14 protein-coding genes and 1 pseudogene are annotated in these 14,086 nt (G+C 66.7%); 11 read left to right on the forward strand and 4 right to left on the reverse strand.

Annotated elements, in window-relative coordinates; translation table 11 throughout:
• Positions 1-16 precede the first annotated feature (16 nt).
• Positions 17-1,459: a form I ribulose bisphosphate carboxylase large subunit gene (locus A5780_RS33390; RefSeq protein WP_063030384.1), complete on the reverse strand. Its 1,443-nt coding sequence runs from the start codon at positions 1,457-1,459 to the stop codon at positions 17-19.
• Positions 1,460-1,651: 192 nt separating this feature from the next.
• Here A5780_RS33390 and A5780_RS33395 point away from each other — a divergent pair, with 192 nt between their 5' ends.
• The gene (locus A5780_RS33395) at positions 1,652-2,647 is read left to right on the forward strand and encodes a LysR family transcriptional regulator (RefSeq protein WP_228793406.1); all 996 of its coding nucleotides are present in this window, start codon (positions 1,652-1,654) and stop codon (positions 2,645-2,647) included.
• A gap of 2 nt (positions 2,648-2,649) precedes the next feature.
• Here the strand turns inward: A5780_RS33395 and A5780_RS33400 are convergent, their stop codons facing one another.
• A complete protein-coding gene (locus A5780_RS33400) occupies positions 2,650-4,860 on the reverse strand; it encodes a TcpD family membrane protein (RefSeq protein ID WP_063014757.1) in 2,211 nt (736 codons plus the stop codon).
• Positions 4,861-5,628: 768 nt separating this feature from the next.
• Here A5780_RS33400 and A5780_RS33405 point away from each other — a divergent pair.
• Positions 5,629-6,087, forward strand: a complete 459-nt coding sequence (locus A5780_RS33405) for a MarR family winged helix-turn-helix transcriptional regulator (RefSeq protein ID WP_030514401.1) — start codon at positions 5,629-5,631, stop codon at positions 6,085-6,087.
• Between the two features lie 98 nt (positions 6,088-6,185).
• Positions 6,186-7,169, forward strand: a complete 984-nt coding sequence (locus A5780_RS33410; protein ID WP_064911045.1) for an aldo/keto reductase — start codon at positions 6,186-6,188, stop codon at positions 7,167-7,169.
• 3 nt (positions 7,170-7,172) lie between these two features.
• Here the strand turns inward: A5780_RS33410 and A5780_RS33415 are convergent, their stop codons facing one another.
• A complete protein-coding gene (locus A5780_RS33415; protein ID WP_030514403.1) occupies positions 7,173-7,565 on the reverse strand; it encodes a PASTA domain-containing protein in 393 nt (130 codons plus the stop codon).
• Positions 7,566-7,882: 317 nt separating this feature from the next.
• Between A5780_RS33415 and A5780_RS42650 the strand changes: the two genes are divergently transcribed.
• Positions 7,883-8,014, forward strand: a complete 132-nt coding sequence (locus tag A5780_RS42650) for a hypothetical protein (protein ID WP_255401990.1) — start codon at positions 7,883-7,885, stop codon at positions 8,012-8,014.
• A 90-nt stretch (positions 8,015-8,104) separates the two neighbouring features.
• Here A5780_RS42650 and A5780_RS33420 read toward each other — a convergent pair whose 3' ends face one another.
• On the reverse strand, positions 8,105-8,533 hold the full coding sequence (locus tag A5780_RS33420) for a CBS domain-containing protein (RefSeq protein WP_063014747.1): 429 nt from the start codon (positions 8,531-8,533) through the stop codon (positions 8,105-8,107).
• Positions 8,534-8,763: 230 nt separating this feature from the next.
• Between A5780_RS33420 and A5780_RS33425 the strand changes: the two genes are divergently transcribed.
• The 7 genes and pseudogenes from A5780_RS33425 to A5780_RS33455 all read left to right on the forward strand — a co-directional run.
• A complete protein-coding gene (locus A5780_RS33425; protein ID WP_174553982.1) occupies positions 8,764-9,171 on the forward strand; it encodes a response regulator transcription factor in 408 nt (135 codons plus the stop codon).
• Between the two features lie 344 nt (positions 9,172-9,515).
• Positions 9,516-9,896 (forward strand): NADH-quinone oxidoreductase subunit A, encoded by a 381-nt coding sequence (locus A5780_RS33430; RefSeq protein WP_030514407.1) that lies wholly within the window; start codon positions 9,516-9,518, stop codon positions 9,894-9,896.
• A gap of 103 nt (positions 9,897-9,999) precedes the next feature.
• Positions 10,000-10,554: an NADH-quinone oxidoreductase subunit B family protein gene (locus A5780_RS33435; protein WP_063014745.1), complete on the forward strand. Its 555-nt coding sequence runs from the start codon at positions 10,000-10,002 to the stop codon at positions 10,552-10,554.
• A 170-nt stretch (positions 10,555-10,724) separates the two neighbouring features.
• Complete coding sequence (locus tag A5780_RS33440; RefSeq protein WP_064907080.1) at positions 10,725-11,351, forward strand: NADH-quinone oxidoreductase subunit C; 627 nt, start codon at positions 10,725-10,727, stop codon at positions 11,349-11,351.
• Positions 11,351-12,682, forward strand: a complete 1,332-nt coding sequence (gene nuoD, locus A5780_RS33445; protein ID WP_030514410.1) for an NADH dehydrogenase (quinone) subunit D — start codon at positions 11,351-11,353, stop codon at positions 12,680-12,682. The genes A5780_RS33440 and nuoD overlap by 1 nt, the downstream gene beginning before the upstream one ends.
• On the forward strand, positions 12,679-13,440 hold the full coding sequence (gene nuoE, locus A5780_RS33450) for an NADH-quinone oxidoreductase subunit NuoE (protein WP_064911046.1): 762 nt from the start codon (positions 12,679-12,681) through the stop codon (positions 13,438-13,440). The genes nuoD and nuoE overlap by 4 nt, the downstream gene beginning before the upstream one ends.
• A pseudogene (locus tag A5780_RS33455) lies at positions 13,440-14,086 on the forward strand (NADH-quinone oxidoreductase subunit F); the annotation flags it as partial. The gene nuoE and the pseudogene A5780_RS33455, both read left to right, overlap by 1 nt.

The raw sequence follows: 14,086 nt of genomic DNA on the forward strand, positions 1-14,086 counted from the left end.
CGATCGGGCCGGGCGGTCAGGCGGTGACCGTCGGTACCGCGTCGGGGGCGTCGGTGGAGGTGTAGTCGAAGGTGACATCGCCCCAGGTCGCGAGCGCGACGTCCAGTGACGGACAGATCTTCGCCGCGGCGCGCAGGGCGTCGGGACCCTCCTTCAGGAGATCGCGACCTTCGTTGCGCGCCTTGACCATTGCCTCCAGGGCGACCCGGTTGGCCTCCGCGCCCGCGGCGATACCCATCGGGTGGCCGATGGTGCCGCCGCCGAACTGCAGGATCGCGTCGTCGCCGAACAGATCCAGGAGTTGATGCATCTGCCCCGCGTGGATTCCGCCCGATGCCACCGGCATCACTCCGGGCAGACTCGCCCAGTCCTGGTCGAAGAAGATGCCGTTGCGCGGATTGGCCGGAATGTGGTTGTCGCGCAACGTGTCGTAGAAACCCTTCACCGTGTGCGGGTCCCCCTCGAGCTTGCCGATGACGGTGCCGGCGTGCAGGTGATCCACGCCGATGAGGCGGCACCATTTCGCCAGCACCCGGAAGCTGACACCGTGGGTCTTCTGCCGGGTGAACGTCGAATGCCCGGCCCGGTGCAGATGCAACAGCATGCCGTTGCGCCGCGCCCACTTCGACATCGACTGCATCGCCGTGTAGCCGACGGTGAGGTCCATCATCACGATCACGCTGCCGAGCGATTTCGCGAACTCCGCGCGCTCGTACATATCCTCCATCGTGGCGGCCGTGATATTGAGATAATGACCCTTCAATTCTCCCGTTTCCGCGGTCGCACGGTTCACGCCCTCCATGGCGAACAGATAGCGATCGCGCCACCGCATGAACGGCTGCGAGTTGATGTTCTCGTCGTCCTTGGTGAAATCGAGGCCGCCCTTACACGCCTCGTACACCACCCGTCCGTAGTTGCGTGCCGAGAGGCCGAGTTTCGGCTTCACGGTCGCCCCCAGCAACGGTCGGCCGTACTTGTTCAGATATTCCCGTTCCATAACGATTCCGTGCGGCGGTCCCTGAAAGGTCTTGACATAGGCCACCGGAATACGCATGTCCTCGAGCCGCAATGCCTGGAGCGGTTTGAAACCGAAGACATTGCCGATCACCGAGGACGTGAGATTGGTGATCGAGCCCTCTTCGAAAAGGTCCAGATCGTAGGCGATATAGGCGAAATACTCTCCCGGCCGCCCCGGTACCTCCTCGACCCGATAGCATTTGGCCCGGTAGCGGTCGTGCGCGGTGAGCCGGTCGGTCCACACGACAGTCCATGTGGCAGTGGAGGATTCGCCGGCCACGGCAGCTGCCGCCTCGATCGGGTCCACCCCCGGTTGCGGCGTCACCCGGAACACCGCCAGCACATCGGTATCGCACGGTTGATAGTCCGCGTCGTAATAGCCCATCGACGCATACGAGTGCACGCCCGGATCCCAGCGGTCACGAGTCGATTCGTCGGTCATCGGTCCTCCTGTATTTTGCGGGACACCCGCACCCGGTCGGCGTCGCGAGCCGCTGCGCGAATCTCACCTGCGACACCTCTTGGGATGGTGCGGCGAGTGCGCAGATTCAGGATGCGGGCACCGCCCGGCGAGGACAATTCGATTGTTTCCGGTCTCGCTCAACCGAATCGTTGAGTTTGCTACCGTCTGTAGATGGGAACGGTGAGTGCGGTCCGAATGGAAACGTTCCTGGCTGTGGCCCGGCACAACAGCATTCGGCGCGCCGCTGCGCAACTGCACATCACCGAGGCGGCCGCATCGGCGGCGGTGGCACATATCGAAAAGCAGCTCGGCGCGAAACTGATCGCGAAATCCGGACGCGGTATCGCACTCACCGAGGCGGGGCGGGTCTATGCCGAATACTGCCGCAGCATCCTGGGTTTGATGAAAGAGGCGCATGCCGCGGTCCGCCGCGCCGAAACGGGGCGGTTGCGTATCGGGGTGGTGGCGACCGCCGGGGAATACGTGCTGCTGCGGCTGCTGGTGTCGTTTCGCGACCGCTACCCCGAGATCGAACTGGGTCTGTCGATCCACCCGCGCGATCTGCTGTTCATCGAATTACAGCACCACGAAACCGATCTCGTGATCGCCGGGCGTCCGCCGCGCGACACCGGACTGGTGGTGCGGGCGCGCCGGCCCAGCCGCCTGGTCGTGGTGGGAGCGCCGGGACGATCCCACGATCCGCGCACCACGACCTGGCTGTTGCGCGGCCCCGGCTCGGGCACCAGGGACACCACATTGGCCCTGCTGGATCGGCTGCAGATCCGCCCACCCGCCCTCACCCTCGGCACCCACGGCGCCGTCCTCGCCGCCGCCCGGGAAGGGCTGGGGATCACGCTGATTCACAGCGACGCGGTGGAAGCCGATGTGGCGCAAGGCAATCTGGTCGTCGTGCCGGTCGAGGGAACACCGCTGGACCGGCCGTGGCATGCGGTGACGACCGGCACCCCAACTCCGGCGGCGCGCCTGTTCGTCGCGCATATGGTCGATCCCGCCCGGGTGGGTGACCACGCCTTCCACCCGACCACCGACCACCCCGCCGGCCCCTTGCCGACCACCTCCGCCGCCCCCGAACCGGCCCCGAAGCGTCATCCGGCCACGCGACGCCCCGGCACCGGACCGGAAGTGTCTCCACGGCCGGAGCCGTAGCGTCACGGCTGCCAGGGATCGGCGCCCATCTCGGGCTTGAGATGGTGCAGATTGGTGATCCGGCGTGCGGATTCCCGCAACTGGCGCCTGTGCTGCTCCAACGCGGGGTCGTTGGTCACCACCGACCGGTGATATCTCTCCGCGATCGCCAGGTGGTTCTCGGCCAATCGGTTGCCGATGTAGTAGCGGGTGTCGCGACCGGCATTGTTCCACTGGTCCGGAGTGATCCGGCGTATCGCCGTCTCGGAGTCCCAGGATCGCTCGACCAGCCGCACGAAATTGTGATCGATCGCGGCGCCGTCCTCGGGAGCGTTGGCGTGGCGCCTGAAGTTGGCCGCGGCTACCACCGCCTGCGCGGAGAAGGCCTCGTGCGCGCGATCGCCGACGTGGTTGTCGACGGCCATCGACGCGGCGAGCGCCTTTTGCAGCGGGGCGAACCCGTACGGCGACGCGTCCCGGAGGCTCGCCTTCTGCACGGCCAATGCCCGCAGCGCGTCGATGACTCCCTGATCGGTGGCTCCGGTCGCCAAAAGGGTGGGAGCGAGGTACAGATCCGGCACCCGGCTGTCGGTCAACCCGTCCAGCGCGTTGGCCACGCCGAGGGTCGACTCCAAACCGTCGCCGCCGGCGCGCGCGAGCGCCTTCTCGCGCCAGTTCAGCCGGTTCAGCTGGAGCCATTGCGCACCCTCGCGGTTCAGGGGCGCGCTGTCCATATTCGCCAGATCCGCGCGCTTGCGCCGTAGCGCGAACGGATTCAGCGGTCCCATGGTGCGCCCGGCGGCCCAGGCGGCGATCGGTGACGAGTTCAAGGTGTTCAGGGCCGCCACGGTGGTCAAAAGCTTCGTCGGAGAATGCCCGCCGGATCCGCCACCGGGCATGCCGAGGGCGGTCTTTCCCCCGGCCCCCGTGGCGAAGCCACCCTGGGTCGCGAGTGCGAATCGGTTGGCGATCCAGTCGTTTCCTCTGTCCAGGTTGAAATCGAGGCGGCGCAGCTGCGTGATCGCGATGATCTCGACACACACGACGATTATCAGAACCGCGAACACCTGGCCCTGCGCCTGGTCGAACAGGCCGCCGAGAAGGACGAGATATATCCCGAGAAATATAATGAAGGCCACCATTTTGAATCCGGACACGAAGGAATGCACGAGACTTCGCACCAGATGCGTCTGGGTGGGTCCGTATATGAATCCGCCCGCGGCGAACCCGAATATCGTCATGAACGCGTAGTAGATGGCGTCGAACGCCGTGCGCATGATTTTGAGTGCCATGTAGACGCCGAACAGGATTGTTATCAAGCCGCAGAGGATCAGCACCAGGCCGGTACCGACCTGCGACATCGTCGGATGGTCGATGCGGTGGATCGCATCCATGTCATGACAGTTCTCCAGGCCCGAGTGCAGCAGATTCTTGCTGCCGGCCGTGATTCCGGCGGTCCACGCGTTCCGGCACGCGGAATTGCCGTCGATGACATGTCCGAAATTCCATACCTGCACCGGCTTGCGTACCAAGTTGTCCGCCAGGCCGCTCTGGATGTTCTTCACAAATTCACCGGCCGCGGGCATGGATCGGCCTTGCAGGCCTGCTACCACGGCAATGCCGAGGTCGCGGCCCTGGGCCATCAGTCCGTCGGAGGAGAGGACATCGGCCAGCGGGTTCGCCAGGAAGAACGGCCCGGCTATGCCGATGAGAATCATCGTTACCGCTTGTGACGTGGCTTTGGAATGGAATCCGCGCACGACGAACCAGGCCACGACGAGTGCGCCGATGGTTGCCGCGGTGACGAGCATCATCGGAGTCGCCAGCTGTTCGGTGAGTGCGGAGGCCAGCCCGCGCAGCGGGTTTGCCAGCATATCCAGCCATTTGAAGCTGAGGGCCATGCCGATGAGCCATATGGCGGTCGTCATGATGACGACGTACAGGATCAGTTCGAACCCGAGAGCCGACCACAACACCGTGGTGCCGGGATGCAGTATTCCGGGGTCTTTCGTGGCGAATTGATAGTTCGCCAGCGGGGCCCCGGTGGAATCGTGTATCTGCATCCAACTGACGGCATCCACGGACGAACTGTCGTCTCCGGTATCGGTACCGGGTTGCGCCCGCGCCATTCCGATCATGCCAGGCGGTGCGAGGACGGCCAGCACCGAGAGAAACAGGAAAAGAAAGAGCCGGCGGCGTATCGGCGAAATGCCGGGCTTCGACGGACTCGCCATCGGCTGTGAAGCTGCGGTAATGCGATCGATTCTCATCGGTCGTGCCAACTTCCGGTAAGAGAGCAGCGTTGTAGCCGTGCCGAAAGCCGCCCTTCGACTCGGGGCGTTTTTTACATGCTCGGACTACCCGCCGCTCGCATTGTCGAGGGGGTTCACACAGGTGACGCGCGGCCGGAACCCGAGCCGCCGCAGACAGAATTCGGCTACGGAGCCCAGCGATCCGGCTTCGATATCAGTGCTGTTGCAGACTGCGATGCCGACAACCAGTGCAACGCAGACGGAAAGGCGTGATCACCCGAGTCGCGTCGTCATCGCAAGCGACGGCGACCGCGTCTCCAGGCGGTGAAACGGCGATCGACGTTACATCGCGAGCTCAGCTCGAGCGCGGGCGTCCCACTCGGGGTTTCGAGTGGTCGAAGCGCTGTGTTGCGCGCGGAGTTCGTTTGCCGCTGTGTTCATCGCCGTCCTGAGTCCGTTAACCCATTATTCAAGTCCAAGATACCCTGTGCCCGAGGCATTTTCGACTCTCCAGGCCTGGGACGCCGGGCCCGGAACGTCCGCCGTCGATCCGGTCGGCAGCGTGTCGCGCGGGAACGGTGCGCAACCGCCACGCGGAACGCGGCCGGGTCGGCCGAAGAAACACGCGGCGCCGTCGATGAGCAGGCCGAACGCGTCGGGATCGAGCGGGAGGGCATACTTACTGAATCGGATATCGCCGACGGTGCGGCTGCCGACGGTCCCAGCACACGCGTAGGAGCGACAACGCCCATGATCCAGCAGGAGCGCGCACGCAGCGCGGAGGAACTTGCCGAGGCGGCGGATCTGTATTTCGCGCTCGGCAGGATCACCCGGCTCCTGCGGCGCTCCGGCGACCTGGGTTCGCTGAGCCCCGGTTCGGCGGCGGCACTGGGCACGCTGGTGCGCAGCGGTCCGATGCGACTGGGCGATCTGGCCGCCGCCGAACACGTCACCGCCCCCACGATGTCGCGCATCGTGTCGGGTCTGGAGAAGTACGGATACCTCGAACGCACCGCCGACCCGGCCGACGGCAGAGCTCAGTTGCTGACCGTCACCGAACAGGCGAAATCACTGGTCAACGGACTCACATCGGCCCGGATCCAGCGCTTCGCCGCCGCCCTCGACGATATCGATCCGCAGCAGCGCCGCACGCTCGGCGACGCACTGGCCGTGCTCGTCGCACGGCTCGACGACGACGGCTCCCGGTAACGGCTTGACTTGGAGCGCACTCCAAGTCGTAGCGTCGGCCTCGTGAGTTCGCAGGGACTCACCATCCAATCCGATGGCACCTCAGGAGGACCGCTCGCATGATCGCGACCAGGAAACTCGGCGAATTGACCGTCGGCGCACAGGGACTCGGCTGCATGGGCATGAGCCAGGCCTACGGTGTGCGCGACAACGACGAGGAGTCGATCGCCACCATCCATCGCGCCCTCGACCTCGGGGTGACCCTGCTCGACACCGCGAACGTCTACGGCGCCGGCGCCAACGAGGAGTTGGTGGGCCGGGCCATCGCCGGTCGGCGCGACCAGGTGGTCCTCGCGACCAAATTCGGCATCGTGTGGGGCGAGGGCGGGAGCATGGGCGCCCGGGGCGACGCCGCCTACGTCGCGCAGTCCTGCGACGAATCGCTGAAGCGCCTCGGCGTGGACCACATCGACCTGTACTACCAGCACCGCGTCGACCCGAATGTGCCGGTCGAGGAGACCTGGGGCGCGCTGTCGGAGCTGGTCACCGCGGGTAAGGTCCGCTACCTCGGCATCTCCGAGGCTTCCGCGCAGACCATCCGCCGCGCGCACGCCGTACATCCGGTGACCGCACTGCAGAGCGAATGGTCGCTGTGGACGCGCGGTATCGAAGCGGAGGTTCTGCCCACCTGCCGTGAACTCGGCATCGGAATCGTGCCGTTCTCCCCGCTCGGGCGCGGCTTCCTCACCGGCTCGATCACCTCCACCGCCGATCTGCCCGCCGACGACCTGCGCCGCGCGCTGCCCCGCTTCGCCGACGACAACATCGACCGCAACCTGGCCGTCGTCGCCGAACTGCGTGCGATGGCGGAGGAAAAGGGCGTGACCGCAGGACAATTGGCGCTGGCCTGGGTCCAGTCCCGCGGTGACGACGTGGTCCCGATTCCGGGCACCAAGCGCCGCACCTATCTCGAGCAGAATGTGGCGGCCACCGAGATCGAGCTCAGCGCCGAGGATCTGGCGCGGATCGAGGCCGCCGCCCCGGCCGACGCCTTCGCCGGAGCCCGGTATCCCGAGCACCTGGCCCGCGCCGCCAGCAAGTAGCGATCAGTGCGGGACGTCGACCGTCAGCGTGACCGGGGTGTCCGCGGCGACCGGCGTCCCCGCCTCCGGCTGCTGTGCGGTGACCGTCCAGGGGGTCGTCGCAGCGCCCGGATCATGCATCACGTCGCGGCCGTCCGCGGTGGTGATACCGGTGACGTCGAAGCACAGCGCCGCACCGACCACGGTCTGTCCCAGTGGCTTCCCGCGGAAGTCGGGTAACGGACGAGGCCACGGTTGCGCGCCGCAGTCCTGGCCGGCCGCCGCCGCGACGGAACTCGATTGCGCCGCAGCGGATGTCGCGGTGGCGCCGCTCGCCTGGTCGCCGGAGGAGCCGCCGCAGGCCCCGACGGTACAGGCGACAGCGAGCAGGGACGCGGCGAATGCGATGCGGCGCATGAATGTCCTTCGGATCGAACGGCGTGTTCGGCGCCGCCGACCAGCGAACGGACGCGCGTGCAACGCACCCTAATACGCGATCGGTCACCGATCGAATCGGCCGGATCACCGCCCGGATATGCGACGTGGTCGGCGGCCGTTCGGAACGCTCCACAACGCAGACGCCGGGCGGTGAGCTCCGAGGGACAGCGCACGTCTCGAACCCCACCCGATACACCCGATGCCGGCATCGGCGACCTCGTGGTTCCGAACGAACCGCCCGAGGGAATTCTGCTCCGAAACGGCGCGCGCAGATAACCTTTCGTGGTTACGAACCGGTGAATATCCAATCACCGTGCGGCAATGACGGATTCGGCGGCCGCCGTCACGATGCGGTGGCGAGGCTCGACACCCTCACGTCGATCGCGGCGAACATCGTCAGCCTGCCGCAGGCGTGGGGCCTGGCCTGATTGTCACCGGCACCGACCGTGCCCGCGTCCCGGCGGGCCCGGGCACGGTGCTGTCGCGGCCGCACGTGCGGCCGGATCCGGACCGGACACTCAACCCTGCAGATATTGCTCGAGGTGCTCGCGCTCGTCCTGCAACTCCGAGATCGCGCTCTTGACCACGTCTCCGATACTGACGATCCCGACCATTCGCCCGTGATCGACGACCGGCAGATGCCGAATCCGATGTTCGGTCATCGTCGCGCGCAAACTCTCCACCCGATCCTCGGGCGAGCAGGTGTGCACGATCGCGGTCATGATGTCGGATACCGGCCGGGTCAACAGCTGCGCACCCTGTCTGTGCAGGCAGCGGACCACATCCCGCTCCGAGACGATCCCGTCCAACGCGCCGCCGGCACCACACACCACCACCGCGCCGACATTGTGTTCGGCCAGCACCGCCAGCAATCTGTCGACCGTCGCCTCCGGCGCGATCGTCACCACATCGGCCCCCTTGTTGCGCAAAACCTCCGAAATTCGCATCGTCCACCGCCCTGTCGAGCCTGTCGTTGTTACGCCCTGCCGGGACAGTTCTGTGACCGAACTGCCGCCGGTTATAAGGATCGCGCGTTTTCTTCGCGGTGACCAGCAACGATTCCGATCGGCACGATCAACCTGGCGGTGAAGCGGGCTGCGAGCGCCACGCCCGGCGCGGGGACCGTTGCCGCCCAAGCTGCCACCGCGGCCGATCCGATGGACGTAGCATCCCAAGCGTGGCCGATGCGAACCGTCCCGCGCTGCGGGTTCTCGTCTACAGCAGCGATGCCGACACCCGTCGCCAGGTGATGCTGGCGCTGGGCAAGCATCCGCATCCCGACCTGCCGCCGTTCGACTACCGCGAGACCGCCACCGCGCCGGTGGTGATCGAACAGCTCGACGCCGGCGGGATCGACCTGGCGATTCTCGACGGTGAGGCCACACCCACCGGCGGAATGGGGCTGGCCAAACAGCTCAAGGACGAAATCGCCGACTGCCCGCCCATCGTGGTGCTGACCGGCAGGGCCGACGATGCCTGGCTCGCCGCGTGGTCCCGGGCCGAGGCGGCGGTCGCGCATCCGCTGGACCCGTTCCAGCTCACCTCGGCGGTCACCACGGCTCTGAACGCTCGCCCCGCCGCCTGATCAGCGCTTTCCCGGTCGGCCGACAATCTCGTCGGCCGACCGTTTTCGTGCGCGCCGAGGGTCGCGGCGCGCCCGGCTGCGGGGAGGCCATTGCGCTGGTTCGGTCATAAGTGACAGTTCCGAATTCGATCAAACACCGGGGCGGAACCGTGAGTATTCAGAAAGAGCAGTTGTAGGCTGTGCTGTAGCTCACACGAGCGTGGCTGTTGATATGAATGGCGCCCTGCCTGCCCTGTCGTCCCGCGCTCGCGCTCGAGCTGCGCTTCGGGGTGAGACTGGCCCGGCAGACGACGATGTCAGCCCCGCCTCGGCAGTTGCCGGCGAGGGAGAGGGGTTGTGCCGTTGTGAATACCCAGGTGCCGACTCTTGTGCTCGGTGCGATCGCTGCCGCGTTCGCGCTGGGATCGGTGTTGCTGGCGGCCGTGATCGGCCCCAAACGCTACAACCGAGCCAAACTCGAAGCCTACGAATGCGGTATCGAACCCACCCCGCACGCCATCGCCGGCGGGCCGGGAAATGCTGCGGGACAACGCTTTCCGGTGAAGTACTACCTCACCGCGATGCTGTTCATCATCTTCGACATCGAGATCGTATTCCTCTATCCGTGGGCGGTGCACTTCGATGCCCTCGGCGTCTTCGGGTTGGCGGCCATGGCGCTGTTCATTCTCAACGTCTCGGTTGCCTACGCCTACGAGTGGAGGCGCGGCGGCCTGAGCTGGGACTGAACGCGGGCGGGCCGCTCGGCCCGTCGGCACCGCATACCCAACCCGTCGTCCCGGCGTCCGCCGGGACCGAGGATTCGCACACGGAAGTGAGAGTTGATCCGAGATGGGGCTCGAGGAGAAATTGCCCAGCGGCTTCCTGCTGAGCACGGTCGAACAGTTCGCCGGATACCTGCGTAAGGGCTCGCTGTGGCCCGCGACGTTCGGGCTGGCCTGCTGCGCGATCGAGATGATGGCCACGGGAGCCGGTCGCTTCGACAGCGCCCGCTTCGGGATGGAGGTCTTCCGCGCCTCCCCCCGGCAGGCGGACCTGATGATCGTCGCCGGCCGGGTCAGCCAGAAGATGGCGCCGGTGCTGCGCCAGGTCTACGACCAGATGACCGAACCCAAATGGGTGCTGGCGATGGGGGTCTGCGCCTCCTCCGGCGGCATGTTCAACAACTACGCCATCGTGCAGGGTGTCGATCATGTTGTGCCCGTGGACATCTACCTACCCGGTTGCCCACCGCGTCCGGAGATGCTGCTGCACGCCATCTTGACACTGCACGAGAAGATCCAGCAGATGCCGCTGGGTGTCGACCGCGCCGAGGCCGTGCGCGCGGCCGAGGCCGCCGCGCTCGCCTCCACCCCCACGATCCGGATGGAGGGATTGCTGCGATGAGCCTGGACGCACCGCGCAGCGCCGGCGATCCGCACGACAGCCCCGCGGACACCGAATCCTCCCCCGGCGCGGGCGGTTCCGGCCCGGCCGGCGAACCGGCGATCGAACCCGAATCGCGCGGCCCCTCCCCCGACCGTCCCGACGACGAGGTCATCGGCGTGCGTCGCGGCATGTTCGGCGTCCGGGGCACCGGTGACACCTCCGGGTACGGACGGCTGGTGCGGACCGTCGCGCTGCCCGGCAGCACCCCCGCGCCCTACGGTTCCTATTTCGACGAGGTGGTCGCCGCCCTGGCACAGTCGGTGGGAGACGAGGTATTTCGCGCCGCGATCGAGAAGATCGTGGTCTTCGCCGGGGAACTGACCCTGCACGTGCGGCGGGAACGGGTGGTGGAGGTGGCGCGCGCGCTGCGCGACGACGCGGCGTTGCGCTTCGAACTGTGCCTCGGCGTGAACGGCGTGCACTATCCGGACGACACGGGACGCGAACTGCACGCCGCCTATCACCTGCTGTCGATCACGCACAACCGCCGGGTGCGGGTCGAGGTGTCGGTACCGGATTCGGATCCGCATATGCCCTCGCTGTTCGCGGTGTATCCGACCACCGACTGGCACGAGCGCGAAACCTACGACTTCTTCGGCATCGTCTTCGACGGGCACCCGTCGCTGACGCGGATCATGATGCCCGACGACTGGCGTGGACATCCGCAGCGCAAGGACTACCCGCTCGGCGGGATCCCGGTCGAGTACAAAGGCGCGCGTATTCCGCCGCCGGACCAGCGGAGGACCTACAGCTGATGAACCACACCGAAATCACCGGCGCCGCAACGGATCCGGTCGCCGAGAGCCCGGCGGTCACGGTCGTCGGACAGGACTGGGACGATGTGCGCGAGGCCCTCGACGGCGCCGCGGAAGAGCGCATCGTCGTCAATATGGGGCCACAGCATCCGTCCACGCACGGCGTGCTGCGGCTGATCCTCGAGATCGAGGGCGAAACGGTCACCGAGGCGCGCTGCGGAATCGGCTACCTGCACACCGGCATCGAGAAGAATCTCGAGTTCCGCAACTGGGTGCAGGGCGTCACGTTCGTGACCCGGATGGACTACCTGTCCCCGCTGTTCAACGAGACGGCCTACTGCCTGGCCGTGGAGCGGCTGCTCGGCATCACCGACGATATTCCCGAGCGGGTGAACATCGTCCGCGTCATGCTGATGGAACTCAACCGCATCTCCTCGCATCTGGTCGCGCTGGCCACCGGAGGGATGGAACTCGGCGCGCTGACGCCGATGCTGTTCGGCTTCCGCGAGCGCGAGCTGATCCTCGACATCTTCGAAACGGTCACCGGACTGCGGATGAACCACGCCTACATCCGTCCGGGCGGACTGGCACAGGATCTGCCGCCCGACGCGGTGGGCAAGATCCGGGATCTGCTGGCGCTCATGCCGAAACGGTTGCGCGATATGGAGTTGCTGCTCAACGAGAACCCGATCTTCAAGGCGCGCACGCGCGGCATCGGATATCTCGACCTGGCCTCGTGTATGGCTCTGGGAGTGACGGGCCCGGTCCTGCGCTCGACCGGACTGCCGCACGATCTGCGCAAGTCGCAGCCGTACTGCGGCTACGAGGACTACGAGTTCGACGTCATGACCGACACCGGATGCGACTGCTACGGCCGCTACCTGATCCGCATCAAGGAGATGAAGGAGTCGCTGAAGATCGTCGAGCAGTGCCTCGACAAACTCCGCCCGGGCCCGGTCATGGTGTCGGACAAGAAGATCGCGTGGCCGGCCGATCTGAAGCTGGGGCCCGACGGCCTCGGCAATTCCGCCGAACATATCGGCACCATCATGGGCACGTCGATGGAGGCGCTGATCCACCACTTCAAGCTCGTCACCGAGGGTATGCGGGTGCCGCCCGGCCAGGTGTACACATCGGTGGAGTCCCCGCGCGGCGAACTCGGCGTCCACATGGTCTCCGACGGCGGAACCCGGCCCTACCGCGTGCATTTCCGCGATCCCTCGTTCACGAATCTGCAGGCCGTGGCGGCGATGTGCGAAGGCGGCATGGTCGCCGACGTGATCGCCTCGGTGGCCAGCATCGACCCGGTGATGGGTGGTGTCGACCGATGACAGCCGAACCGATTCCCGCGACCGCGACCGGTCGCGACCCGATCCTGCTGCAGTTGTCGCAGCGGCCCGTCCCCTACCCGCCGCAGGTACAGGAGAATCTGCGGGCGGAGGCACGGGAGATCATCGATCGCTATCCGCACTCGCGCTCGGCGCTGCTGCCGCTGTTGCATCTGGTGCAGAGCGTCGAAGGATATGTCAGCGGCACCGGGATCGCGTTCTGCGCCGAACAACTCGGGCTCACCGACGCCGAAGTGACCGCGGTCGCCACCTTCTACTCGATGTATCGCCGCACCCCGACCGGGGACTATCACGTCGGAGTCTGCACCAATACGCTGTGCGCGGTCATGGGCGGCGACGAGATCCTGGCCGCGCTCACCCGGCATCTGGAGATCACCCCCGGGGAAACGACCGCGGACGGGTCCATCACGCTGGAACATCTGGAGTGCAACGCCGCCTGCGATTACGCCCCGGTCGTCATGGTGAACTGGGAATTCTTCGACAACCAGACCCCGGAGTCGGCCCGCGCGCTCGCCGACGCGCTGCGAGCCGGACGCGAGGTCACCGGCACGCGCAGCGCCGCACCGTTGTGCAGCTTCCGCGAAACGGCCCGCATCCTCGCCGGATTCCCGGATCGGCGGCCCGACGCCAACGAGGGCACCCCCGGAGAAGCCACGCTCGCCGGTCTGCGCGTGGCGGCCGGACAGTCGACACCTGCTGCACCGCAGGGTGATTCGGATAGCGAACAGGGGGAACGGTGATGACGCTCGCGCCCGTACTCACCCGCTACTGGGATCAGCCGCAATCGTGGACCCTCGACACCTACCGGGCACACGACGGCTATCGCGCCCTGTCCCGGGCGCTGGGCATGCATCCCGACGAGGTCATCGCCACGGTGAAGGACGCCGGGCTGCGCGGCCGCGGCGGCGCCGGATTTCCCACCGGCATGAAATGGGGTTTCATCCCGCAGGATCCCGAGGGCTCGCCGGCGGCCGGTAAGCCGCACTACCTGGTGGTCAACGCCGACGAATCCGAGCCCGGCACCTGCAAGGACATCCCGTTGATGATGGCGACCCCGCATGTGCTGGTCGAGGGCGCCATCATCGCCGCCTACGCGATCCGCGCCGCCCATGCGTTCATCTATCTGCGCGGCGAGGTCGTGCCGGTGCTGCGCCGGCTCCAAGCCGCTGTCGAAGAGGCTTATGCCGCAGGCTATCTGGGCCGCGACATTCTCGGTTCGGGCTTCGATCTCGACCTGATCGTGCACGCCGGTGCCGGCGCCTACATCTGCGGTGAGGAAACCGCCCTGCTGGATTCGCTCGAGGGCCGCCGCGGCCAGCCTCGCCTGCGCCCGCCCTTCCCCGCCGTCGCCGGCCTGTACGCGTGCCCGACCGTGGTCAACAATGT

This window comes from Nocardia sp. 852002-20019_SCH5090214 (genome assembly GCF_001665865.1).
In the GTDB taxonomy this organism is placed as follows: Bacteria; Actinomycetota; Actinomycetes; order Mycobacteriales; family Mycobacteriaceae; genus Nocardia; species Nocardia nova.